The following is a 22,891-nucleotide window of genomic DNA, read 5'->3' as shown; positions in this document are numbered from 1 at the left end:
CGCCCCTGCATCTCGGCCGTCCTCGGCTACCGCAGCCGCGCCGAGCGGTCGCTCGCCTCATCCCGGCGCTCGCCGGAAACCGCACCCTGCTTGCTCGCCGGGAGCCGGACTTACGGCTGCGGAAGCTCCGCCGCCTTCGCCAGATTGTCCAGCGACGCCCGCAAACCGTCCGTCGTCGTGGAGCGCGCGCGGGTGACTCGCCTCGTGTCGCCGAGGTCCAGGGCGGACCAGTCGTAGGTGTGCGTCACCTCCGTGCGCTCCGCCCCGAGCGGCTTCAACTCCCAGCGCCACAAATGCCCCGGCGCGTCCTTGCCCACCTCCGCCGGAAGCCACGCGACCCGGCGGCCTTCCTCGAACTCCACGATCCGGTTCTCCCGGATCTTGCCGTTCAGGAGGGTCGTCACGAAGACGTCGCCGACCGCGTGGACCCGCTGGCCCGATTCGGCCTCGGCGAGATTGTCGTTGCCGTCCCAGCTCGGCTGCTGCGCCGGGTCGGCGATCAGCTCGAAAATCCGCTCCGCCGGGGCCTCGATCTCACGGCTGGCGCGCAGGACGCGCGAGGGTTCGTCAGTCACGCTTTCATGCAATCACATCGGCCTCCCGCGCAGTATCCGTTCGAGCCAACCCATTGAGCGCCCGGTAGGTCCGGTTGCTCGCCGCGGCGGCCCGCTGCTCCCTGCCGGTCGCCTCGATGTAGTTCTGGCTCGTCGCCAGGCTCGCGTGGCCGAGCAGCGACATGATCTCCGACGCCGTGGCACCATCCTCGGCCAGCCGCGTGGCGAAGGTATGCCGCAACGCATGGAGATTCGCCCCGGTCGGCACCCGGTCGTGCAGGCCCGCCCACCGGTAACACGACTTCACCAGGTACTCCAGCGCACCGCGCCCGATCGGATTGCCCGCCCGGTCCCGCAGCAGCGGTTCGCCCGGCGGGAAGCGCTGCCGGGGAAACCGCCTGCGGCACGACGCCGTGTAGTCCTCGATCAGCTTCGCCATCGCCGGCTGCACCGGGATCGACCGGTCCCGGCTGCCCTTGCCGTGGACGTGCAACCGCAGCTCACCGTCTCGTCCCACCACCGAACGCGGCGTGAGCGCCCGCATTTCCGCCGCGCGCAGGCCCGCGACCAGCCCGAGCGCCAGCACCAGCACATCCCGCTCCGGCCACGGATCCCGCGCACGCCGGGCACCGCCGGCCGCCGCGGTCAGCAGCTGCTCGGGAGTTTCCTCGCCCCGCAAGGGTTTCGGTGTCAACGGGGGAGTCTTGGGCCGGGCCACGGCTCCCATCGGATTGCCCGCCAGCAGTCCGTCGGACACGCAGAAGGTGAGGAACTGGTTCCACGTCGACCATGCCCGCAGCACGGAGCTTTTCGCGTGGCTGTCGGCAAACGCACCGAACGCGGCCCGCAGCACCGGCGCAGTCAGCTCTTCGACGTCCACCTCGTCCCGGCCCAGCTCCGCCAGCAGGAGAGCGGTGATCCCGGCGAGATCGCGCCGATAAGCGGCAGTGGTGTGCGGCGAGTCCTTGCGCGGCCGCCGTGCCGCGAAGAACGCTTGCTGTGCCTCGGAAACGAGCATAGTGATCTTGTACCGCACAGCACCGACAATTTCGACGCTACCTGTTGTCTGATATATGATGCATAATAGCGATTATGCATGAAACATGGCCGCGGAAGGGGCTGAATCCCCTTGGGGGACAGCACTTTCCGGTCATTCCGCCCGAGCCTCAAACCGCCCTGCGAGGAATGGAAATCAGTACTCCGACCCGCTTCGTCGCGGCAGACCAGGTCGGATCTGCGGCACGTTCATCTGGTCGAGTGGATCTTCGGGCTGCCCGGGCTGGCTTCAGCGCGCGAGAGAAAGTTGTTGTGCTCCAACCTCAACGTCCAGCCAGTCGTGCTTGATTCGTCACGGTGACGAATTAAGCACGACTGGACCGAGGGTTCCCGTCGGGGATCCCGGGCCGGCGCCTCGGGATCCGGCCGGGAGCTTGGCTCCAGTCCATCGACGTACGGACGCGCGGTCTGGCGTCAAATGAGTCCGAGGGCTGCCCGTGCGTCTGTGCTGACCGTGAGCAGAGACAGTCACGACACCGTCGAAACCCCTGGAAAACCCCTCCTCAGCCCGCTGATCAGCAGGTCGCCAAAACGCCGATAATGTACATTATGTCAAGTAACCGGCTGACGGCCTCTCTCCTGAGACATCCGGAGCCTGATCTGATGGTTGTGGCTGGCATGCCCGATGACCTCAGCGGCGACCAGGTCTCCGACCGTTGGCAGCCACGCATCGCCCGGCAAGGTCGTCACCTCGACGAGTCCGAGCGCGTCGGGCGCGCCATCGATCCGCACGAATACTCCGAACGGCTGCCGCCCGATCACCGTGCCGGTGATCGACTTTCCGGGAGGCAATGCCTCGGTCGTTGATGTCCACGCCTGGCGGGCCCGATCCGCGAGGCTGTCGTAATCCTCCATCACCGATGGATCTCACCACGCCAGCGGGCCGTCGATGTCCGAGTAGGTGCCGGTTGGTCCGTCCGTTTCGATCTGCGCCATCCGGACGATGATCTCCGCGCCCTGTTCGACCGGCTGGCCGCCGCGTTGTCCGTTGATGTCCGTTCGGGTGTACCCGGGCTCGACCGCGTTGATCCGGATGGCCGGGAACGCCTTCGCGTACTGCACCGTCACCATGTTCACCGCGGCCTTCGACGCTGGGTACGCCACGCCGGGGTACGCGTGCTGATGCGTTGCCGGGTCCGTCATCCTGCCCAGCGATCCCAGTGCGCTGCTGACGTTCACGACCACCGGCGCGGACGAACGTTCCAGGAGCGGCAGGAATGCATGCAGCACTCGCACGACGCCGAAGACGTTGGTCTCGAACGTTTCCCGCATCAGGTCCGCAGTGGTGTCGGCCGCGCCGGTCGATTCCCCGTTGCTCTGCAGTTCGACGGCGATGCCTGCGTTGTTGACGAGGACGTCCAGTCCCCCGTCGGCCTCGATGGTTTTCGCTGCGGCGCGCACTGATGCCTCGTCCGTGACGTCGAGCTGGACGGTTCGTGCGCCGAGTTCCGCCGCGGCTCGTTGGCCTCGGGTGGCGTCGCGGGCGCCGATGTAGACAGTGTGCCCGGCGGCGATCAGGCGGCGGGCGGTTTCGTAGCCGAGTCCTTTGGTGGCACCGGTGATGAGTGTTGTGGTCATGGCCGCGACGCTAGGTGCTGGAGCGTGGACCAGGTCAAATTTCGGTGGGCGGGCCGGGCGGTCGCGGAAGCCGGTGGTGGCGACGAAGGACTTGCGGTACTTCGATTTTCCGCCCGCCACTCCCCTCCCCAACGGGCATCCGCGGTACGGGATGTCGGTGGTCGCAGCATCGAGCGAGTGGTTGGTGCACACCCATCGCGGTGTCCCGGCTGACGAACTGGCTGCGGTGCCGTCGGACGGGGCTACCAGGACGACGGTTTGGTTCCTTCCGGTGTAGGGGCTGCGCGGCGACGTGTCCGCGGAGTCGGTGCGGCCGTTGGCGGAGCGGTTTAGCCCACTCCCCTTGGCGGGCCTTGGCTGATGCGGCGCAGGGTGGGTTCGAGGCGGTCGATGTCGTCGGTGGTGATGAGCTGTCGTTCGTCCCACCAGGTCGCGCCGGCTTCGGCTAGTGGGGCGATGAGGTCGTGGGCGCGGGCCGGGTCGCCGGGGGTGCGGCCGCCGACGACGAATTCGAACTTCTCCCCCGCGCCGTGTTTTCGGGCGTAGGACACGACGTCGCGGACGTCTTCCACGGGCGGGACGACGCCGTGGGTGGCGTTTTTGAACAGTGGGGCCAGGCCGTCCCAGCGGGCGGCGCGGCGGACTGGCCTGCGGTTGGGCCAGACGGCGGCGAGCCAGACGGGCGGGCGTGGTTGCTGGACGGTGGCGGGCCGGAGGGTGACGTCGCGGACTTGGTAGTGCTTGCCGTCGTGGTTGACGGGGTTTCCGGACCAGTATCGGTCGAGCAGGTTGAGGCTTTCGTCGAGGTGTTCGGCGAGGACGACGGGGTCGGTGGGTTCGCCGAAGCTGCCGAATTCGTCCTGGATCGGGCCGCCTAGGCCGGCGCCGAAGATGACTCGTCCGTTGCTGAGGGCGTCGAGGGTGGCGACCTGGCGGGCGAGGTGTTCGGGGCGGCGGCGGGGCACCGCGGTGACCAACGTGCCGAGTTTGAGCTGGGAGGTCGCGAGTGCGGCCGCGGTCAGCAGCATCCAGGGGTCGCCGAACGGCTGGTCTCGGCGGATGTCTTTGTCGTGGACGACGTGGTCCCAGATGAACAGCGCGTCCCAGCCGTCTTGTTCGGCCGCTGCTGCCACTCTCGCCACGGTCCTGGCGTCGGCGAAGTCGCCGAAGTTCGGGATGTTGATCGAGAAGCGCATGACGGGCATGGTCCCGGCGGAAGGCGTGGTGCGGCAAGCGATTTAAGGACGTGCGGGGTGGGCTGCGAACAGGTTGGGTCGATGGACAGTCTCTTAGTGATCGTTCGCGGGTCGAGTGGTGCCGGGAAGTCTCCGGATGGGAGCGTTCGCTGAGAACCGGGCCGTGAGAACGCCAGTGCTTCATGATGGTCACGCCCCAAGATCCCGTGACGGGGCGCTCCGAGAATCGGGTCATCGCAGGGATTGCCGTCGCTGACCGCGACAGATCAGTTCGTTCCTTGTCGGACGTCCGTCCCCTGTTCGGCGAACGCCTTGAAGTCCTGCATATGCTGCCGCGACTGCTTGCGGAAGGTGCCTGGCATCAGACGCCCAACCAGTCGCATCGGCAACCCGTCGAACCGGAACTCGCTCTCGCTCTCCCACAGCGTCGTGTCCGGACCGGCGTCGATGATCCGGTCGCGCTGCGCCTGCCACATTCCGGCACCGACGATCTCGCGGTCGTAGTGCACGACGACCGCCCTGGGAATCGCGCGCAGGTCTGCGGGTTCCCGGCGCGTGATGGTCTCGGTGGCCTCCATCCTCTGCTTCCCCATTTGAAACACGACTCGCGAGGTGGTGCCGACCTCGCCATGCGCTCCGTTTATCGGCTCGTGCAGTACCAGGCCGCGCAGCCACTTCTGCATGTGCGCCGGGTCGGCGACCAGGTGGACCACCTTCTGGCGGGGCAGGGCGATTTCGATCGAGATGGTGTACTTCATCGCGCGTTCCCTTCGGGTGCGTAGAACGCGGTGGTGGCCTCGACCGCGGCCGCCACGTGATCCGGGTCGCCGCCGGCGGCCAGGTGAGCTTCGCCCCATGCCGCGGCGCTGCGCCGCACGAACTCGCGCCCCGTGGACGAGGTCTGGAACTCCTCGTGGTCGAGGGTCTCGCCGTCGGCCAGGAACCGGGTCAGGGCGAGGAGATGCAGGTCCCAGCCCACACCGCCGGCACCTGGGCCGTAGGTCGGGAACATGGGCTCCCCGACGGCCGCTGCGTGGACCAGTTCGAACTCGGTGTCCCCGGCAGGGCCCGGGGACAGACGCACCTCCACTTCGCTCGTGCCCGGCCACTCGTCGGCGTCCGGTCCGAAGAGCCAGGACACCCGAAGCAGCCGCGGCGGTTCGCACCGGAGGATCTCGCCGTGCTCACCGCCGTCCAGCTCGAACGACCCGCCGAGCCGCAGGTCCCCGGTGACCGACTTCAACCAGCGGCCCAGTCGCTCGGGGTCGGTGATGGCGTCCCACACGTCGTCGACCGGTGCGTCGTAGCGACGCCGTAGCTCCATCGTGTAGGCGTCGCCGGCGAGCAGAGTCGCTTTGCCCATCGTCCGGCGCGCAGCGGCCAGTTCGTTCAGTACGTCCTTCATGTCATGTTCCTTTGTCTGGCGGATCGGCCTTGCCAGCACCTGAGGTTCGGGATGTGCGTCTGCCGCGGGCCAGCTCGGTTCCCAGGGCATCGAGCCGCTGGTCCCAGAACCCGCGAAACCTGTCCAGCCACACGTCAACCTCGCTGAGCGGCGAGGGGTCGACGGCGTAGAACCGGCGAGCCCCCTCAGCCCGGACTGACGCTAATCCGCTCTCACGCAGAACGCGCAGATGCTGAGAGACAGCTGGCTGGGACAGTGCGAACTCGGCCCGAACCACCTCCGTGATCGCGCCCGAGGTCTGCTCACCGTCGGCGAGCAGCTCGAGAATGCGCCGGCGCACCGGGTCACCGAGGATGTCGAACGCGTGCACGGCCAGGATCATGCCAGGTATGCCTTATATAAGCCAGTGCTGGCACTCTAGCCTGCGGTATCGACGCCCATCGACATCCGATACGTCTCACCGATGCTGGTGTTGACCTAGACCGCCTTGTCACCCAGCCATCTCGCTGTGCGGTCCGTTGCCTAGCAAGAGCGAGCAGCGGTCGACCTCGAGTTCTGTTCAAGATCGGGCCCGACAAGCAGTCGCCGTACGGATTCAGGTTGAACTTCGGGCCGACTCACTGAGCACTTACGGCGCTGTGCGGCGCGGCTCGTAGAGTCGCCATGCCTCGTTGAGGAGCGGAGGATGTCGAGGTGCCCTTGCGGGTGCCCGGCAACGATCGGCCCCCTGGTGTTGTAGCTGGGGCGGATCGAGGGCAGCCGATTCTGCCGGGACGCCGCCATCCGTTGACGCAAGTTGTGAATCAGTGGTTCACTTCTTGCCGTGGCTTACCGCAGAACGCCGAAAGTCCAGGAGCGGCTCGACGCGCTCCGGGACACGATCCTCGACGCCACCGTGCGTCAGCTGGCCGAGCACGGGTACTCCGGCTGTTCGGTAGCCGCGGTCGCCGAGCGGGCGGGCGTCGCGGTGGGCACGGTGTACCGGCACTTCCCCACCAAGGCCGATCTGGTCGTGCGGGTGTTCCGGCAGGTCGTGTCGCGCGAGGTCGAGGCGGTGCGGTCGGCGGCGGCCGGGCCGGCTGATCCGGTGGCGCGGGTGGTGGCGGTGTTCGAGACGTTCGCGGTGCGGGCGTTGAAGGCGCCTCGGCTGGCGTATGCACTGCTGGCCGAGCCGGTGGACGCGGTGATCGACGCGGAGCGGCTGGAGTTCCGGCGGGTGTTCCGGGACGTCGTGGCCGAGCATGTCGCCGAAGGGGTGCGGACGGGCCGGTTGCCCGCGCAGGACGCGGGGGTGAGTGCCGCGGCGCTCGTCGGGGCAGCCGCGGAGGTGTTGATCGGCCCGCTGACCAGCGGCGGGTCGGCGGAGGTCAGCGAGTTGAGCACGTTCGTCGTGCGGTCACTGGGAGGTTCGGATGCCCGCAACGCATGAGGTCGTCAATCAGGTTCCGCCGCTGGAGCACGATGTCGCCGCCGATCCGGCTTTGGCGGAGGCGGTCGGGCGGACGGATGCGTCGTGGGTCGTCGACGAGCTGCACGAGCTGGGTCGGCTGGCCGGGAGCGAGCGGGTGCAGGAGTGGAGCCGGCTGGTCAACGAGAACGAGCCGGTGCTGCGCACGCACGACCGCTACGGGCACCGGATCGACGAGGTCGAGTTCCATCCGCATTGGCACGATCTGATGGATGTCGCGGTGTCGCACGGGTTGCAGGCCGCGCCGTGGCGGGACGAGCGGCCGGGCGCGCACGCGGCGCGGGCGGCGAAGTTCTACGTCTGGAGCCAGTCCGAGGCGGGGCACACCTGCCCGATTTCCATGACCTACGCGGCGGTTCCGGCGTTGCGCGCGAATCCGGAGCTGACCGGGAAGTACGAGCCGCTGCTGGCGTCGACCGAGTACGACTTCGGGTTGCGCGAGCCGGGCACGAAGCGCGGCTTGATCGCGGGCATGTCGATGACCGAGAAGCAGGGCGGGTCGGACGTCCGTGCCAACACCACCGCGGCGCGGCCCGCGGGCGACGGGACGTACCGGCTGGTCGGGCACAAGTGGTTCACCAGCGCGCCGATGTCGGACCTGTTCCTCACGCTCGCGCAGGCTCCCGGCGGGCTGTCGTGCTTCCTGCTCCCCCGCGTGCTCCCGGACGGCAGCCGGAACCCGATCCGGTTGCAGCGCTTGAAGGACAAGCTCGGCAACCGGTCGAACGCGTCGTCGGAGATCGAGTACGACGACGCGGTGGGCTGGCTCGTCGGCGAGGAAGGCCGCGGGGTCCGCACGATCATCGAGATGGTCAACAACACCCGGCTCGACTGCGCGCTCGGGAGTTCGTCGGGCATGCGGCTGGGCGCGGTCCGGGCGGTGCATCACGCGACGCACCGGTACGCGTTCGGCAAGGCGCTCGTGGATCAGCCGCTGATGGCGAATGTGCTGGCAGACCTGGTGATCGAGGCGGAAGCGGCGGTGGCGGCGTCGATGCGGCTCGCCGCGGCGGGCGACCGGCGCGACGACGAGCAGGAGCAGGCGTTCCGTCGGCTCGGGCTCGCCGTGACGAAGTACTGGGTGTGCAAGCGCGCTCCGATGCACGCGGCCGAGGCGCTGGAATGCTTCGGCGGCAACGGGTATGTCGAGGAGTCGGGCATGCCGCGGCTGTACCGGGAAGCGCCGCTGATGTCGATCTGGGAGGGTTCGGGCAACGTCGCGGCGCTCGACGCGTTGCGCGCGATGGGACGGCAGCCGGAGTCGGTGGCGGCGTTTTTCGCCGAGGTGGAACAGGCGGCGGGCGGGGACGCGCGGCTGGACGACGCGGTCGACCGGCTCAAGAAGGATCTGTCCGATGTGGACGATCTGGAGTTCAGGGCGCGCCGGGTGGTCGAGTCGATGGCGTTGGTGCTGCAGGGTTCGCTGCTCGTGCGGCACGCGCCGCGCGCGGTGGCGGACGCGTTCTGCGGCACGCGGTTCGGCGGCGACTGGGGCCTGGCTTTCGGCACTTTGCCCGCTGGAACCGACACTTCCGCGATCATCGCCCGCGCTCGCGTCTAGTCCGCGTGTTTCCCCGGACAGGGCGCGGCGGAGCGGGCTACTGTCCCTGCCCGTGACCGAACCTGTTTACGTGACGGAGACGCGGACCGCGTACGACACCGTTGCCGAGAATTACGCCGAGCTGTTGAAGGACGCGCTCAAAGCGAGCACGTGGGACCGGGCGGTGCTGGGCGCCTTCGCCGAGCGGACCGGAGAGGGGCCGGTGGGCGACCTCGGCTGCGGGCCGGGGCGGCTGACCGGGTACGTGGCGTCGCTGGGGCTGGACGTGTTCGGCGTCGACCTGTCCCCCGCGATGGTCGAGATCGCCCGCCGGACGCACCCGCACCTGCGCTTCGAGGTCGGGACGCTGGCCGCGCTCGACTTGGCTGACGCCTCGCTCGCCGGTGCGCTCGCCTGGTATTCGCTGATCCACACGCCGCCGGAGCAGCTTCCGGTGCTGGCCAAGGAACTCGCCCGCGTGGTGCGTCCGGACGGCTGGCTGCTGACCGCGTTCCAGGTGGGCGAGAACCAGCGCAAGCGCATCGAGAATGCCTACGGCCACGACATCGGGGCCGACGCGTACCGGCTGGACCCGGACTTCGTGGCGCAGTTGCTGACCGACGCCGGTTTCGTCGTGGAGGCGCGGCTGGTGCGGGCTCCGGAACCGCCGTTCGATTCGACGGATCAGGCGTACTTGATGGCCCGCAAGGAAGGCTGAGGAAGGCCCGAAGGGGGCGGGGACTTTTCCCTGCCCCCTTCAACATATAGCGGACCCCGGGGCTTGCGGCAAGGCCCGGGTGGTGCTCCACAATCGTCCGCCGGAGCCGCTGCCTGCGGAAAGGCCGCGGGCGGGGCGGGCTCCGGGACCGGGGACGAGAAGTACATGGCGGACGTGATCGTGGTGGGGGCCGGGCCGGCGGGCATGATGCTGGCGGCGGAGCTGCGGCTGCACGGGGTGCGCGTGGTCGTGCTGGAGAAGGAGGCGGAACCGCCGAAGTTCGTGCGCGCGCTGGGGATGCACTCGCGCAGCATGGAGGTGCTGGACCAGCGGGGGATGCTGGAGCCGTTCCTCGCCGAGGGGTCGACGCATCCGGTCGGGGGTTTCTTCGCGGGGATCGCGCGGCCCGCGCCGGAGCGGCTGGACACGTCGCATCCGTACGTGCTGGGGCTTCCGCAGCCGAGCACCGACCGGCTGCTGGCCGAGCATGCGGTGAAAGCGGGCGCGGAGATCCGGCGCGGGTGCGAGGTCGTCGGGCTGAGCCAGGACGACGACGGGGTGACGGTGTCGCTCGCCGACGGGAGCGAGCTGCGGGCGCGCTATCTGGTCGGCTGCGACGGCGGGCGGAGCACGGTGCGCAAGGCGCTGGGCGTGGCGTTCCCGGGCGAGCCCGCGCGGCGCGAGGTGCTGCTGGGCGAGATGGAAGCGACGGCGGATCCCGCCGAAGTGGCCGCGCTGGTGATGGAAATCCGCAAGACGCAGCTGTGGTTCGGGGTCGGTCCGGTCGGCAACGGGAAGTTCCGCGTCGTTGTGCCTGCCGCCGGGGTCGTCGAGGACCGGGCGGCGCGGACGCCGACGCTGGACGAGGTCAAGCACCAGCTGCGCGAGTACGCCGGGACGGACTTCGGCGTCCACTCCCCTGTGTGGCTCTCGCGGTTCGGGGACGCGACGCGGCAGGCCGAGCACTACCGGGTCGGCCGGGTGCTGCTGGCCGGCGACGCGGCGCACGTCCATCCGCCGCTGGGCGGGCAGGGGCTCAACCTCGGGATCCAGGACGCGTTCAACCTCGGCTGGAAGCTCGCCGCCGAGGTCAACGGCTGGGCCCCGGAAGGGCTGCTGGACACCTACGAGACTGAGCGGCATCCGGTCGCGGACGCCGTGCTGGACAACGTGCGCGCGCAGGCCGTGGTGATGTCGCCCGATCCGGACGGGCGCGCGATGCGGCGGCTGATGACCGAGCTGATGGCGTTCGAGGAGGTCAACAAGCTGCTGCTGGAGAAGGTGCTGGCGCTGGACGTCCGCTACGACTTCGGCGACGGGCATCCGCTGCTCGGCCGCCGGATGCGGGACCTGGCGCTCAAGAGCGGGCGGCTGTACGAGCTGATGCACCAGGGCCGCGGGCTGCTGCTGGACCAGAACGGGCGGCTGTCCGCGGAAGGCTGGGCGGACCGGGTCGACCGCGTCGTGGACGTGAGCGAGGACCTCGATGTCCCGGCGGTGCTGCTGCGGCCGGACGGGCACGTGGTCTGGGCCGGGGAGGATCAGCGGGAGCTGGACGGGCAGTTGTTGCACTGGTTCGGCGCCGCGCGATGAGGACGTAGCCGGGTTGGGCGGGTTTCCCGGCTTCGCTGGGGGTGCCGGGAAACCCGCCCAACCGCGGTCAGGGGCAATGCCAGGGACTTGAGGCGGCGTTATGGGCGTGGCTGAGGCGTGTCCGCCCAGTGCGTGTCGTCCGTGAGGGGCACCCTGGGGGAATCAGATTCCCCCAGGGTGCCCCTCACGGACTTGAAGAAAGGCGTTGGCGGTCAGGGGTGCACGGGGCCGCCCCAGCAGTCCTGTTTGCCCAGCCGCACGGACGTGTTGGTGTACACGCCGTCGGCGATGGTGTCCCCCATGATCGACCGCTGGTCGGTCGGGCGCGGCCACTGGTAGCACCAGTGCTGGGCGAAGTAGCCGCCGGCCGCCTGGATCGGGTCGAAGTCGCAGATGCCGTCGGTCTGGATGCAGTAGCGGATGGAGCGCACCCCGGCGAAGTCCGGCCGTCCCGCGCCGAACGACACGTAGCCGCCGAACGGCGACGGCAGGCCGGTGCCCGGCGGGAGCGTCGCGCTGATCCCGGTTCCGGCCGGGCCGGGCGGCTGCATCGGGTCGGCGAAGAGTTTCGCGCTGAACTTCGCCTTGTCGACGCCGAGCTGGTCGTCGGCGATGTCGTTCAGCACCATGTTCGCCACGATCGCGCCCTGGGAGTAGCCGACGACGGTGAACTCGGCGTTGGGGTTCTCGCGGAAGGCGTCCTGGACGACCTGGCGGCCCCGGTCGTGTCCGATCGCGACGCTCTGGTCCATCGGGGTCTGGTCGCAGTTGGGCGCGCCGGCCGCTCCGGCGGGATAGTCCACGACCCGCGCGATGCCGCCCTGCAGCCACTCCGGGCGGTAGACCGACGCTTTCCCGTCGCAGGTGCCGCCGATCAGGATGTAGTAGTGCGCGTCGTCGGCGAACGCCGGTGCCGCGCTGACGAATCCGGCGCCGAGCGTGGCGACGACCGCGCCGATCAGCGCGAGCCTCCTGGCTTTCTTCACAATGGGTCCCCTCCGCGTCGAATGGTCAGCACGTTACTGAACGCGTTCGGAAAGCTACGGAGAATCGATGAAATCCTGCTGAAAGCATGATCGCCGCCGGACCGTGGCGTTCGCCGATGCCGCTGGTCAGGCGGCACCGGCGCCCGATCCGAGTCCACCGGATCAGGTGACCTTGCCGGTCAAGCCAGACGTCTCCCCCGGCGGGCAGGGGGAACGTCGTGCAGGGGCGGACCGGCGACCACGGTGTTGTGCACGGTGCCGATCCCTTGCACGGTCATGCGGACGGTGTCGCCGATGCGCAGCGGCGGCGGCTGCCGGTCGCCGCGCCAGCCCCATAGTTCGGCGAGGCAGCCGCTGCCGCAGGTTCCGGAGCCGAGCACGTCGCCGGGCCGGACCCAGGTGCCGCGGCTCGCGTAGGCGATCAGCTCGGCGAAGGTCCAGGCCATGTTCGCGAGCGTGTCGCCGCCGACGCGGGTGTCGTTGACGAAGACCTCCATGGCGAGGTCGTACCGGCCGCCGCTCTCGAAGCCGGCCAGTTCGTCCGGGGTGACCAGCACCGGGCCGAGCGTGGTGGCGGTGTCCTTGCCCTTCGCCGGTCCGAGCCCGACGCGCATTTCGCGGCTCTGCAGGTCCCGGGCCGACCAGTCGTTGAGGATGGTGAACCCGGCGATGTGGTCGACGGCCTCGGCCGCGGACAGGTTGAAGCCCGCGGTGCCGATCACGGCCGCGACCTCGAGTTCGAAGTCCAGCACCTCGCACCCGGGCGGCATCGGGACCGGGGCGCCGGAGCCGATCGCCGCGTGCGGGTTGGTGAAATAGAAGGCGGGTGCCTCGTACCAGGCGTCCGGGACCTCGCTGTTTCCGGTGATCGCGCGGAGCGAGCCGGCGGTGTGCTGTTCGAAGGTGATGAAGTCGCGGATGCTGGCGACCGGCACCGGGACGGCGACCGGCGCGGTTTCGTCCCAGTCCGACTGCTGGCTCGCCGCTGTGGCATCTCCGGCGGCGAGCACCTCGAAGACGTCCGCGGTCTCGGGGAGCAGGTCGATGCGATCGCCGTCGACGAGGCCGTAGCGCGGCACCCCGTCGACGGGCAGGGAGCCGATTCTCATGCCGTCTCCTCGTCGAAGATCGCCACCGCGCGGGTCCATCCGGCCGAGGCCGCGTGGATCTTGACCGGGAAGCAGGCGATCTGGAACCCGGTGGCCGGGAGGTTCTCCAGGTTGTGCAGCTTCTCCAGGTGGCAGTAGCCGATCTCGCGGCCGGCCCGGTGGCCCTCCCAGATGACGGAGGCGTCGCGGTCGCGGGCGTAGCGCTCGGCGGTGTAGAGGAACGGGGCGTCCCAGCTCCAGGCGTCGGTCCCGGTCACCCGCACCCCTTGCTCGAGCAGGTGCAGGGTGGCGGCGCGGCCGACCCCGCAGCCGGAGCTGACGTAGTCGTCCTCGCCGTAGCGGGTGCCGGCGCGGGTGTTGACCACCACGATGTCGAGCGGGCGCAGCCGGTGGCCGATCCGGTCGAGTTCGGCGTCGATCTCGGCTGGCGTGACGACGTGGCCGTCGGGCAGGTGGCGGAAGTCCAGCTTGACTCCCTGCTGGAAGCACCAGTCCAGGGGTACCTCGTCGATCGTGATGGCCCGGCGGCCTCCGTCCATAGTGGACGCGTAGTGGTACGGGGCGTCGAGGTGCGTGCCGGTGTGGGTGGTGGCCTCGATCCGCTCGATCGCCCAGCCTTCGCCGTCGGGCAGGTCCGCGGCCGTCGCGCCCGGGAAGAAGCGGAGCAGATCCGGGACCGACTGCTGATGGTCGACGTAGGTGATCGAGGGCCGGTGGCCGGGCGGGTCGGAGGCGATCCCGGCCCGCAGCGGGACCGAGATGTCCACGAGCTGTCGCATGGGTTTTCCTCTTATCGCGGGATGACGGGGACGAGCAGGTGGGAGGCGTGATCGCCGCCGAGATGGACGACGGCGGTCGTCGCCGGGCGGCGGAGACCGGGGTGGTCGTGGGTCATGAAGCCGAGGTCGCTGTCCCCGGCGACCAGTTCCAGGCGCAGCCGTTCGCCCGGGGCGAGGGTGATGCTGGTGGGCCAGATCTCGACCTCGAGCAGGGTCGGCTCGCCGTGCACGAGCGGGATCTCGCGGGCGTGGGAGTGCCACGGCCGGTGCGGCAGCGACCGCTCGGGATCGGTCTCGCGGTGCGAAGCCCGGAGCCAGCCCATGGTCATCGGGACCGGGCCGCCCTGGGGGCCGACCGCCGGGATCGGCTCGCCGTCGGCGCCGATGTGCTGCACCCGCGCGAAAACGTCGAGGTCGTCCTGCTCGGCGCTGAGCCACAGGCACAGCGCGACCGGACCGGTCAGCTCCAGCGGCTCGGACACCGGGGCGGTGTCGAAGCTGGCGGGATAGGGCACCGTCGCGGCGTCCGCGGGCGGGTTCCAGTCGAGGACGCCGTCGCCGAGGTGAAGCTCGCGCCACTGCGTCTGCGGGAGCGGGAAGTCCGTGGTGTCACGCCATTCGACCTCGCGCCCGTGCCGGATCGCCAGCCGCACCGGGGCCACGCCGTCCATCCGGTCGGGCTGGTCTTTGAGGAAACGGTCGAGGAAGCGCAGCTGCAGATCCAGTGCCCAGTCGGCGTAGTAGGGATCGATGTGGGTGCCGGTGTGCACCACGAGCCACTTGTCCGGCGACGCCGCGCGGGCCCAGCCTTCGAGGTTGCCGCGCAGGTGGACGTGGAGGGCGCCCCAGTTGCCGGCCGACAGCACCGGGACGGTGACCCGGTCGAGATCGACCATGTGCGCCCGGTGGTAGTCGTCGAGCACAGGATGCCGCGGGAGCACCTCGCGCCAGTCGTCGCCGTCGTCGCTGTTGCGCTGGGGCGTGATCTGGCGGTCCCACCAGAACTCGACGAACCCGTGGGCGTACAGGCCGCCCTGGTAGACGAAGTCGCGGTAGAAGTCGGTCGCGCCTTCCCAGGCCACGATCGCGGCGAGGTGCGGCGGCTGAAGCTCGGCCACCCGCCAGCCCATCATCGCGAGCCACGAAATGCCGCTGGACGCCACCTTGCCGGTGGACCACGGCTGCTCGGCCGCCCACTCGACGACGTCGTAGAAATCCTCGGAATCGCCCGGGCTCATCAGGTCCATCCGGCCGGGCGACTTGCCGGTGCCCCGGGTGTCGGCGCGCAGCACCGCATAGCCCCGCGCCGTCCACCACTCCGGATCCGGGGTCTCCCAGACCATGTGCTCGTGGTGCGGCACCAGCTCGTAGAGCGGGTAGCGGTCCGGCCAGTGCACGCCCTTGCCGTACGGGCTGATCGACGCCAGCACGGGAAACGCGCCGCCGGTGTCTTCAGGCAGGAACACGTCGGCCAGGATCGGCGAGCCGGTGCGGGTGGGGACCTCGATGTCCCGTTCGATGCGCATCTCAGTACTCCTGGGGCGGGGGTCACTGTTAAAGCAAGTCGACTTGCGTCTGGAGTATGGCTCCTGGCGCGCGCTAAAGCAAGCAGACTTGTATTAGAGTGGTGCCCCGTGAGCGATGCGGAGGTCCGGCGACGGCCTGGCGGACGCGCGGCCCGGGTGCGCGCCGCGGTCCTCGATGCCACGAACCAGCTCTTGCGGGAGGAAGGCCTGACGGGCCTGAAGGTGTCCGAGGTGGCGCAGCGCGCGCAGGTGAACGAGACGACGGTCTTCCGCCGCTGGGGCACCCGCGAAAACCTCATCATCGACGCCCTGCTCGCCGACGCCGCCGAACAGCTCCCGGTGCCCGACAACGGGACTTTGCGGGACGATCTGCTCGCCTACGCCACCTCGCTCGCGAAGTACCTGACCTCCCCCGCCGGCAACGCCCTCGAGCGAACACTGGCCTCGGCAGGCGACGACCCGACCACCCGGCAACTGCGCGACCAGTACTGGAACGCCCGCTACGCCCAGTCCGGCCAGATCGCCGCGCGGGCGGTCGAGCGCGGAGAGTTGCCCGAAGCCACCGATCCCCGCTTCGTGCTGGAGATGCTCGTCGCGCCGCTGCATTTCCGGATCGTGCTCACCCGCGAGCCGCTCGAACCGGACCTGCCCGCCCGTATCGTCGACACCCTTCTCCACGGGCTCGGCGTCCTGGAGCAGGCGCGGCCGGGGAGAAGGGCGGTCGGCAACGTCGAAGAGCCGGGCACCGCCGGTCGCCACGGCTGAACAAGACCGCGACGACCGACAGTGCACCGTCACCTCGCACGGCTGGCCAGCAAAGCCATGCAGCACGGCCTTTCCGAGTACTGCGGCGACTCCGATCATGCGCGAGCGTTGGTCAGCGGACGCGCGGCGTGAACTCCGCGAGATCCGGCAGCGGCGGCACCTCCCTCGCGTACGCGTCCGCGGCCAGCACTCCCGTGGTGACCCGGGTGGCCGTGCGGCGGCCGAGTTCGTCGAGGATTTCCTGCTCGGTCCGGCCCCGGGCGAGCAGCAGCAGGAACGGGTCGGCGTCGAGCAGCCACGCGACCTGGAACGACAGCGCGGCGGCGTGCCGGCACGGGAGTTCCCAGCCGGGGCAGTCGCAGTCCGGGTCGAGGTCGCCGATGCCGGGCAGCAGCGGGACGACCTCGGCCAGCTCCGGCGGCAGATGCCGGTCGAGCAGCGCGGCGAGGTGCCCGGAGTGGTCGGCGGCGCGGTCGAGCAGCAGCTCCCAGTCCGATGTGGACAGTTCGGCCAGGTGCACGCCGGTGCGGTACGGGCCGTCGTCGGCGTCCTCGGTGGTCGCGGTGATCCGGCCGGGGCTGACCGTGATCGGCCCGACCAGTCCCGCCGCGGCGTAGCTCCGGCCCTTCTTCAGCTGCCGCAGGTCGAGCGCGGTGTCCTCCATCGCCTGCAGCCAGGCGCGGCCCCACCAGGTGCGGGCGAACGGGCCGCGGCCGGTGCGGGCGGGGAACGCGGGGAATCCGCGGACCCGGTCGGTCATCGCTGCCTCCGGAGGGTGACGAGTTCGGCCAGCTCGGCGTCGGTGAGTTCGGTGAGCGCGGCCTCGCCCGAGGCGAGCACCGCGTCGGCCAGCGCCCGTTTTTCGCGCAGCATCACCGCGATCCGGTCCTCCACCGTGCCTTCCGCGACCAGCCGGTGCACCTGCACCGGCCGCGTCTGCCCGATCCGGTAGGCCCGGTCGGTGGCCTGGTCCTCGACCGCCGGGTTCCACCACCGGTCGTAGTGCACGACGTGGTCGGCGCGGGTGAGGGTGAGCCCGGTGCCCGCGGCCTTGAGAGACAGCAGGAACACTGGCACGTCACCGTTCTGGAAGCCGCGGACCAGCTCCTCGCGCCGGGCGACCGGGGTGCCGCCGTGCAGCAGCTGCGCCGGGATGCCGCGCGCGGCGAGGTGCCGTTCGAGCAGCCGCGCCATCGCCACGTACTGGGTGAACACGAGCACCGCGCCGTCCTCGGCGAGGATCGTGCCGAGCAACTCGTCGAGCAGTTCGAGCTTCCCGGACCGGCCGGCGAGCGGGCTGTCGGCGGGCTCGCCGAGGTAGTGCGCGGGGTGGTTGCAGATTTGCTTCAGCGCGGTGAGGAGCTTGACCACGCGGCCACGGCGGGCCATGCCGTCGCTCGCCGAGATGTCGGCCATCAGCTCGCGCACGGTCGCCTCGTACAGCGCCGCCTGCTCGGCGGTGAGCGACACCGGCCGGTCGGTCTCGGTCTTGGCGGGCAGCTCGGGCGCGATGCCCGGGTCGGATTTGCGGCGGCGCAACAGGAACGGCCGCAGCAGCCGGGACAGCTGCTCCGCGGCCGCCGGATCCGCCCCGGATTCGACCGGCTTGCCCCAGCGGGTGCGGAAATCGGCGAGCGGGCCGAGCAGGCCGGGCGTGGTCCAGTCGAGGATCGCCCACAGTTCGGTGAGCGTGTTCTCCACCGGCGTGCCGGTGAGCGCCACCTTCGCGGCGGAAGGCAGCAGCCGCAACGCTTTCGCCGTGTCGGAGCGGTGGTTCTTCACGTGCTGCGCCTCGTCCGCGACCAGCAGGTCCCAGCTCACGTCGGCCAGCGGCGCGGGGTCGGTCCGCAGGGTGCCGTAGGTGGTGAGGACGAAACCGCCGCCGAGATCGTCCAGCGACCGCGCGGTGCCGTGGAACCTCCGCACCGGAACGCCGGGCGCGAACCGGCGGATCTCCGTTTCCCACGTGCCCAGCAGCGAAGCCGGGCACACGACCAGCGTCGGGCCGGCGCCGCGGTGCAGGTGCAGCGCGATGAGCGTGACGGTCTTGCCGAGCCCCATGTCGTCGGCGAGACAGCCGCCGAGACCCAGCCCGGTGACGGTGTCGAGCCACTGCAGTCCGCGCAGCTGATAGTCGCGCAGGGTCGCGGCCAGCCCGGCCGGCTGCGGCACCGGTTCGGGATCGGCGGACAGCCGCGCGCGGAGGTCTTCGAGCCAGCCGTCGGTGCGGACCTCCACCTCGTCGCCGTCGACCTCGGTGCGGCCGGTGAGCGCGACGCCGAGCGCCTCGATCGCGGTGAGCGGTTTGAGCGTGCGGTCCCTTGCCCGGTCCGCGGTCTTGCGGTCGAGCAGCACCCACCGGTCCCGCAGGCGCACGACCGGACGCTGGGCCTCGGCGAGCGCGTCGAGTTCCGCGACCGTCAGTTCGGCGCCGCCGAGCGCGAGCTGCCAGTCGAACTGCAGCACCCGGTCGCCGCCGAAGAACGACCGCGCGTCGGACGGGGCGTCCCCGGGCCGGACCACGGCTCGCGCGGCCAGCCCGGACAGTTCGGCGGGCCAATGCACCGACAGCTCCGCCGCGTCCAGCGCGCCGGCGAGCAGTTCGGCGATCTCCCGGTCCCCCAGCGCGACCGACGACGGAACCGCCGCCGACAGCAGCGGAGCCAGCGCGGGCCACACCTCCGCCCCGCGCCGCAACGCCAGCAGGACCTCGTGCCGCGCTTCCTGCGCGCCGGTGCGCCACAGCTCCTCGGCGTCGACCAGCGGCTCGGTCCCGCCGTGCACCTGGACGACCGCGCGGAACCGGCCGCCCGCCAGGTCGTCGGACTCGATCCGCAGCGACACCCGCAGCGCGGGCTCCACTCCCGCGACGTCGCCGAGGAACCGCAGCAGCAGCGGATACGGCTCCGGCAACCGCGCCGGGTCGCCCGGGATCGGCGTCGCGTGGGCGCGGGGCGGCATCGCGTCGGCGAGCCGGCGCAGCCACGCCTCCTCGTCCGGGTCGAGCGGCCCGGTCCATCCCGCGTCGGCGAGCCGGTGCGCGGCCTCGGCCGCCAGCGCCCAGAACCGCGCCGACGGATCGGCTGACGGTTCGGTCAGCGACCGCAGCACCGGCACCGCCTCCGCGGCCGGCACCCGCAGCGCGGGCACTGTGCGCACCCCGTCCGGCAGCACGACCTCGACCGTGCCGGGCGCCCCGGGACCGTCCGGCTCCGCGCCGTCCGGTCTCCAGAACACGACCCGGCCCGGTTCCACCACGACTGAATTCAGCGTTCCGCCCTCCCCTGGCTGGACTCTCCGGGATAGTCTACCGGAAAACTCTGTACTTTGTACGAGGAGAGAAATTGGACACCTTGGACACCGGCGAACCCGGCGATCCGCGGCGCACCATCGAACTGCTGTGGGGCGTGCCCGGCCCCCCGCGCCGCGGCCCGAAGCCGAAGCTGTCGGTCGAGCACGTCGTGCGGGCCGGGATCCGGATCGCGGACGCGGACGGGCTCGACGCGGTCACCATGCGCCGGATCGCCGACGAGCTGGGCGTCGCGACGATGTCGCTCTACACCTACGTGCCCGGCCGCGAGGAGCTGCTGGAGCTGATGCTCGACCACGCGCACGGCGAACTCCCCGGCGAGCTGCCGGAAGGCTGGCGGGCCGGGCTCGCCGCGGTCGCCGAAGACCTGTGGCGGCTCTACCACCGGCATCCGTGGCTGCTGGAGATCCGCGTCGGCCGTCCGACGCTGGGCCCGCACACCTTCGCCAAGTACGAGCGCGAGCTGGCCGCGATGGACGAACTCGGCCTCGACGACGTGCAGCTCGACGCGATCGTCAGTCTGGTCAACGGACTGGTCGCGGGCGCCGCGCGCGGTTCGGTGGACGCGTCCCGCGCCGCGCGCCGCAGCGGGATGACCGACCTGGTCTGGTGGAACCGGTCCGCGCCGGTGCTGGCCGGGATCCCCGCGGCGGATCCGGTGCACTTCCCGCGCGCGAGCCGGGTCGGCACCACCGCGGGCCAGACCTACGGCGGCTCCTCGGATCCCGAGCACCACTTCCGCTTCGGACTCGACCGCATCCTCGACGGCATCGCTCAGCTCGCCGGAGCCTGACCGCGCGAAATTGTCGGTGCCGGGGTTTACCGTGCGGAGAGTGTCGGCGGAACCCGTTCGCCAGAGACGAGAAGGGAGGCAAACGGTGGCTGGGGAGCACGACGCCGCGGTCGCGCAGGCGTTCCGCGACGAGTGGGGCTCCGTCGTGGCCACGCTCATCCGCGTCACCGGAGACTGGGACCTCGCCGAGGAATGCGCCCAGGACGCGTTCGCGCTCGCCGTGCGCACCTGGCCGCGCGACGGCGTTCCCGAACGCCCCGGGGCCTGGCTCACCACCGCCGCCCGCAACCGTGCCGTCGACCGGCTCCGGCGCGAGGCGACCGGAGCGGGCAAACTCCGGGAGGCCGCGCGCCTCGCCGTCCCGGAAGACCCGGCCACTGTCCACAGTGGAGACGGCGAAGACGGTGTAGCGAGCGGAGTGCCGGACGACCGGCTCCGGCTCATCTTCACCTGCTGCCATCCCGCGCTCGCGTTCGAAGCGCAGGTCGCGCTCGCGCTGCGCACGCTCGTCGGGCTCAGCACCACGGAGATCGCCCGCGCGTTCCTGGTGTCCGAATCGACGATGTCGCAGCGTCTCGTCCGGGTGAAACGCAAGATCCGCGCCGCCGGGATCCCGTACCGGGTGCCGCCCGCGCATCTGCTGCCCGAACGCACCGCCGCCGTCCTCGGCGTGCTGTACCTGCTGTTCAACGAGGGCTACTCGGCCAGCGACGGCGACGACCTCCAGCGCCCCGACCTGGCCGCCGAGGCCATCCGGCTGGCCAGGCTGCTGTGCACGCTGATGCCGGACGAACCCGAAGCCACCGGCCTGCTCGCGCTCCTGCTGCTGCAACACGCCCGCCGCGGCACGCGAAACGCGCCCGACGGCGAACTGATCCCGCTCGACGAACAAGACCGGAGCCGGTGGGACACCGAGGCGATCGCCGAGGGCACCACGCTGCTGGAGGGAGCGCTGCGCCGTCGCAGCCCCGGCCCGTATCAGGTGCAGGCCGCGATCGCCGCGTGCCACGCCACCGCCGCGCGCGCCGAGGACACCGACTGGGCGCAGATCGCCGGGCTCTACCTCGAACTGCTGCGCTTCCGGCCGGGCCCGGTGGTCGAGCTGAACCGCGCGGTCGCGGTCGGCATGGCGTTCAGCCCGGAAGCCGGGCTCGCCCTCGCCGACCGGCTCACCGGCGAACTTGCCGGCTACCACCTGCTGCCCGCCACCCGCGCGGACTTTCTCCGCAGGCTCGGCCGCACCGAAGAAGCCCAGGTCGCGTATGCCGAAGCGCTCGAACTGGCCCGCACCGGAGCCGAACGCAGCTACCTTCGCAGACGACTTTCGGAAATTTCTCCGCCGGAGGTGTCTGTCTCCGCCTCGTCCGTTCGTCGGGAAGGCAAACCGGCCCGAACCTCGGAAGGACAGCCATGATCACCAAGACCCTGCACGCGCCCGGCGCGGAGATCCACTACGACGTCGCGGGCTCCGGGCCGCCACCGCGTTCGCCGCCCTTCGCCCGCGCCTCGCCGACCGCTACACCGTGGTCACCTTCGACCCGCGCGGCCTCTCGCGCAGCCAGCCCGCCGAACTCGCCGACGACCTGGTCGGCCAGCACGCCGACGACGTGCAGCGGCTGCTCGCCGAACTGCCCGGCGGCCCGGTCTCGGTGCTGGCCAACAGCGGCGGCGCGATCACCATGCTCGAACACGCCACCCGCTACCCCGGCGCGGTGCGGACGCTCGTCGCGCACGAACCGCCGGTCAGCCGCTACCTCGGCGCACTGCTGGCCGATTTCCCGGACATCCCGGGGATCTACCGGGAACAGGGCGTCGACGCGGCGATGGGCGCGTTCATGGCCGCCAGCGGGTTCGAGATCCCGCCGCCCCCGGAGCACCCCACCGCCGAGGAAATCGCGCAAGGCGAACGGATGCGCGATAACTTCGAGCTGTTCTTCGGCAGGCTGATGCCCGCCATCGGAGCCTGGGAACCCGACCTCGACGCGCTCACCGCCGCCGGCACCCGGATCGTCGTCGCGGTGGGCGACGCGGCCGGGACCCCGGCGTACGAGGCAGGCGTCGGACTGGCCCGCGCACTCGGCGGCGAGCCCGTCCGGTTCCCGGGCGACCACGGCGGCTTCTCGGGCGAACCCGAGGCGTTCGCCGCCCGCCTCGCCGAAACCCTGAACCAGGAGAACGAATGCGCTACCTGCTGATGATCGCCGGTTCCGAAGAACCGACCGAGGAACAGCTCGCGCTCGGCTGCGGCGGCTGGTCCGAGGACCTGCTCGAACGCGGCATCCTCGTCGGCGGCGGAGGCCTGCACCCGCCCGCGACCGCCACCACGGTGCGCGTGCGGGACGGGGAAGTCCTTCTCAGCGACGGGCCGTTCGCCGAAACCAAGGACCAGATCGGCGGCTACGCCGTACTCGAATGCGCCGACCTCGACGAGGCCGTCGACCACGCGTCCCGGCATCCGGCCGCCACCTACGGCACCATCGAAGTCCGCCCGCTCCTCGGCTGAGCCCCGTGCTCC

General features: G+C 70.7%; 23 protein-coding genes. 9 read left to right on the top strand and 14 right to left on the bottom strand.

Annotated features, from left to right (window positions below; all coding sequences use genetic code 11):
- Positions 1-110 precede the first annotated feature (110 nt).
- From ACFSVL_RS33430 to ACFSVL_RS33395, 8 genes are all read right to left on the bottom strand, one after another.
- Positions 111-575, bottom strand: a complete 465-nt coding sequence (locus tag ACFSVL_RS33430; RefSeq protein WP_378309945.1) for an SRPBCC family protein — start codon at positions 573-575, stop codon at positions 111-113.
- A gap of 4 nt (positions 576-579) precedes the next feature.
- Positions 580-1,590, bottom strand: coding sequence for a tyrosine-type recombinase/integrase (locus ACFSVL_RS33425; RefSeq protein ID WP_378309943.1), 1,011 nt, complete (start codon positions 1,588-1,590; stop codon positions 580-582).
- Positions 1,591-2,162: 572 nt separating this feature from the next.
- Positions 2,163-2,465 (bottom strand): hypothetical protein, encoded by a 303-nt coding sequence (locus ACFSVL_RS33420; protein WP_378309941.1) that lies wholly within the window; start codon positions 2,463-2,465, stop codon positions 2,163-2,165.
- A 12-nt stretch (positions 2,466-2,477) separates the two neighbouring features.
- The gene (locus ACFSVL_RS33415) at positions 2,478-3,188 is read right to left on the bottom strand and encodes an SDR family NAD(P)-dependent oxidoreductase (RefSeq protein WP_378309939.1); all 711 of its coding nucleotides are present in this window, start codon (positions 3,186-3,188) and stop codon (positions 2,478-2,480) included.
- Positions 3,189-3,517: 329 nt separating this feature from the next.
- Positions 3,518-4,384, bottom strand: coding sequence for an LLM class flavin-dependent oxidoreductase (locus tag ACFSVL_RS33410; protein ID WP_378309937.1), 867 nt, complete (start codon positions 4,382-4,384; stop codon positions 3,518-3,520).
- 266 nt (positions 4,385-4,650) lie between these two features.
- Entirely contained in the window at positions 4,651-5,142 is a 492-nt protein-coding gene (locus ACFSVL_RS33405) for an SRPBCC family protein (protein ID WP_378309935.1), read from the bottom strand.
- Positions 5,139-5,789, bottom strand: a complete 651-nt coding sequence (locus ACFSVL_RS33400) for an SRPBCC family protein (protein WP_378309933.1) — start codon at positions 5,787-5,789, stop codon at positions 5,139-5,141. The genes ACFSVL_RS33405 and ACFSVL_RS33400 overlap by 4 nt, the downstream gene beginning before the upstream one ends.
- A 1-nt stretch (position 5,790) precedes the next feature.
- Positions 5,791-6,159: an ArsR/SmtB family transcription factor gene (locus ACFSVL_RS33395; protein WP_378310110.1), complete on the bottom strand. Its 369-nt coding sequence runs from the start codon at positions 6,157-6,159 to the stop codon at positions 5,791-5,793.
- A 453-nt stretch (positions 6,160-6,612) separates the two neighbouring features.
- Between ACFSVL_RS33395 and ACFSVL_RS33390 the strand changes: the two genes are divergently transcribed.
- From ACFSVL_RS33390 to rox, 4 genes are all read left to right on the top strand, one after another.
- Positions 6,613-7,218: a TetR/AcrR family transcriptional regulator gene (locus tag ACFSVL_RS33390; RefSeq protein WP_378309931.1), complete on the top strand. Its 606-nt coding sequence runs from the start codon at positions 6,613-6,615 to the stop codon at positions 7,216-7,218.
- Positions 7,202-8,818, top strand: coding sequence for an acyl-CoA dehydrogenase family protein (locus tag ACFSVL_RS33385; protein ID WP_378309929.1), 1,617 nt, complete (start codon positions 7,202-7,204; stop codon positions 8,816-8,818). The genes ACFSVL_RS33390 and ACFSVL_RS33385 overlap by 17 nt, the downstream gene beginning before the upstream one ends.
- A gap of 52 nt (positions 8,819-8,870) precedes the next feature.
- Positions 8,871-9,515, top strand: a complete 645-nt coding sequence (locus ACFSVL_RS33380) for a class I SAM-dependent DNA methyltransferase (RefSeq protein ID WP_378309927.1) — start codon at positions 8,871-8,873, stop codon at positions 9,513-9,515.
- A 165-nt stretch (positions 9,516-9,680) separates the two neighbouring features.
- Positions 9,681-11,108 (top strand): rifampin monooxygenase, encoded by a 1,428-nt coding sequence (rox, locus tag ACFSVL_RS33375; RefSeq protein WP_378309925.1) that lies wholly within the window; start codon positions 9,681-9,683, stop codon positions 11,106-11,108.
- 212 nt (positions 11,109-11,320) lie between these two features.
- On the opposite strand, the gene ACFSVL_RS33370 is transcribed toward rox, so the two are convergent.
- The 4 genes from ACFSVL_RS33370 to ACFSVL_RS33355 form a co-directional block, all read right to left on the bottom strand.
- Positions 11,321-12,094, bottom strand: a complete 774-nt coding sequence (locus tag ACFSVL_RS33370) for a PE-PPE domain-containing protein (RefSeq protein WP_378309923.1) — start codon at positions 12,092-12,094, stop codon at positions 11,321-11,323.
- 179 nt (positions 12,095-12,273) lie between these two features.
- The gene (locus ACFSVL_RS33365) at positions 12,274-13,203 is read right to left on the bottom strand and encodes a fumarylacetoacetate hydrolase family protein (RefSeq protein WP_378309921.1); all 930 of its coding nucleotides are present in this window, start codon (positions 13,201-13,203) and stop codon (positions 12,274-12,276) included.
- A complete protein-coding gene (locus ACFSVL_RS33360; protein WP_378309919.1) occupies positions 13,200-13,982 on the bottom strand; it encodes a cyclase family protein in 783 nt (260 codons plus the stop codon). Before ACFSVL_RS33360 ends, ACFSVL_RS33365 begins: the two co-directional genes overlap by 4 nt.
- Before the next feature lie 11 nt (positions 13,983-13,993).
- A complete protein-coding gene (locus tag ACFSVL_RS33355; RefSeq protein ID WP_378309917.1) occupies positions 13,994-15,508 on the bottom strand; it encodes a CocE/NonD family hydrolase in 1,515 nt (504 codons plus the stop codon).
- Positions 15,509-15,616: 108 nt separating this feature from the next.
- On the opposite strand from ACFSVL_RS33355, the gene ACFSVL_RS33350 reads away from it, so the two are divergent.
- On the top strand, positions 15,617-16,273 hold the full coding sequence (locus ACFSVL_RS33350) for a TetR/AcrR family transcriptional regulator (protein ID WP_378309915.1): 657 nt from the start codon (positions 15,617-15,619) through the stop codon (positions 16,271-16,273).
- A 112-nt stretch (positions 16,274-16,385) separates the two neighbouring features.
- On the opposite strand, the gene ACFSVL_RS33345 is transcribed toward ACFSVL_RS33350, so the two are convergent.
- Together ACFSVL_RS33345 and ACFSVL_RS33340 are read right to left on the bottom strand one after the other, a co-directional pair.
- Complete coding sequence (locus tag ACFSVL_RS33345; protein ID WP_378309912.1) at positions 16,386-17,033, bottom strand: SWIM zinc finger family protein; 648 nt, start codon at positions 17,031-17,033, stop codon at positions 16,386-16,388.
- Positions 17,030-19,531, bottom strand: coding sequence for a DEAD/DEAH box helicase (locus tag ACFSVL_RS33340; RefSeq protein ID WP_378309910.1), 2,502 nt, complete (start codon positions 19,529-19,531; stop codon positions 17,030-17,032). The genes ACFSVL_RS33345 and ACFSVL_RS33340 overlap by 4 nt, the downstream gene beginning before the upstream one ends.
- Positions 19,532-19,617: 86 nt before the next feature.
- On the opposite strand from ACFSVL_RS33340, the gene ACFSVL_RS33335 reads away from it, so the two are divergent.
- The 4 genes from ACFSVL_RS33335 (at position 19,618) to ACFSVL_RS33320 (ending at position 22,879) form a co-directional block, all read left to right on the top strand.
- Entirely contained in the window at positions 19,618-20,376 is a 759-nt protein-coding gene (locus ACFSVL_RS33335; protein ID WP_449224395.1) for a TetR/AcrR family transcriptional regulator, read from the top strand.
- 85 nt (positions 20,377-20,461) lie between these two features.
- On the top strand, positions 20,462-21,790 hold the full coding sequence (locus tag ACFSVL_RS33330; RefSeq protein ID WP_378309908.1) for an RNA polymerase sigma factor: 1,329 nt from the start codon (positions 20,462-20,464) through the stop codon (positions 21,788-21,790).
- Positions 21,791-21,899: 109 nt separating this feature from the next.
- Entirely contained in the window at positions 21,900-22,571 is a 672-nt protein-coding gene (locus tag ACFSVL_RS33325) for an alpha/beta hydrolase (RefSeq protein ID WP_378309906.1), read from the top strand.
- Positions 22,556-22,879, top strand: coding sequence for a YciI family protein (locus ACFSVL_RS33320; RefSeq protein WP_378309904.1), 324 nt, complete (start codon positions 22,556-22,558; stop codon positions 22,877-22,879). The genes ACFSVL_RS33325 and ACFSVL_RS33320 overlap by 16 nt, the downstream gene beginning before the upstream one ends.
- Positions 22,880-22,891 lie beyond the last annotated feature (12 nt).

This window comes from Amycolatopsis silviterrae (genome assembly GCF_042684085.1).
GTDB lineage: Bacteria > Actinomycetota > Actinomycetes > Mycobacteriales > Pseudonocardiaceae > Amycolatopsis > Amycolatopsis silviterrae.
The sequence above is the reverse complement of the archived record's forward strand: the minus strand, read 5'-3'. Positions and strand labels throughout refer to the sequence as shown.

Excerpts from the sequence above, each read along its gene's own strand:
- ACFSVL_RS33400 (WP_378309933.1), bottom strand. The coding sequence starts at position 5,789 with ATGAAGGACGTACTGAACGAACTGGCCGCTGCGCGCCGGACGATGGGC.
- ACFSVL_RS33360 (WP_378309919.1), bottom strand. The coding sequence starts at position 13,982 with ATGCGACAGCTCGTGGACATCTCGGTCCCGCTGCGGGCCGGGATCGCC.
- ACFSVL_RS33410 (WP_378309937.1), bottom strand. The coding sequence starts at position 4,384 with ATGCGCTTCTCGATCAACATCCCGAACTTCGGCGACTTCGCCGACGCC.
- ACFSVL_RS33415 (WP_378309939.1), bottom strand. The coding sequence starts at position 3,188 with ATGACCACAACACTCATCACCGGTGCCACCAAAGGACTCGGCTACGAA.
- rox (WP_378309925.1), top strand. The coding sequence starts at position 9,681 with ATGGCGGACGTGATCGTGGTGGGGGCCGGGCCGGCGGGCATGATGCTG.
- ACFSVL_RS33355 (WP_378309917.1), bottom strand. The coding sequence starts at position 15,508 with ATGCGCATCGAACGGGACATCGAGGTCCCCACCCGCACCGGCTCGCCG.
- ACFSVL_RS33420 (WP_378309941.1), bottom strand. The coding sequence starts at position 2,465 with ATGGAGGATTACGACAGCCTCGCGGATCGGGCCCGCCAGGCGTGGACA.
- ACFSVL_RS33365 (WP_378309921.1), bottom strand. The coding sequence starts at position 13,203 with ATGAGAATCGGCTCCCTGCCCGTCGACGGGGTGCCGCGCTACGGCCTC.
- ACFSVL_RS33405 (WP_378309935.1), bottom strand. The coding sequence starts at position 5,142 with ATGAAGTACACCATCTCGATCGAAATCGCCCTGCCCCGCCAGAAGGTG.
- ACFSVL_RS33345 (WP_378309912.1), bottom strand. The coding sequence starts at position 17,033 with ATGACCGACCGGGTCCGCGGATTCCCCGCGTTCCCCGCCCGCACCGGC.
- ACFSVL_RS33320 (WP_378309904.1), top strand. The coding sequence starts at position 22,556 with ATGCGCTACCTGCTGATGATCGCCGGTTCCGAAGAACCGACCGAGGAA.
- ACFSVL_RS33385 (WP_378309929.1), top strand. The coding sequence starts at position 7,202 with ATGCCCGCAACGCATGAGGTCGTCAATCAGGTTCCGCCGCTGGAGCAC.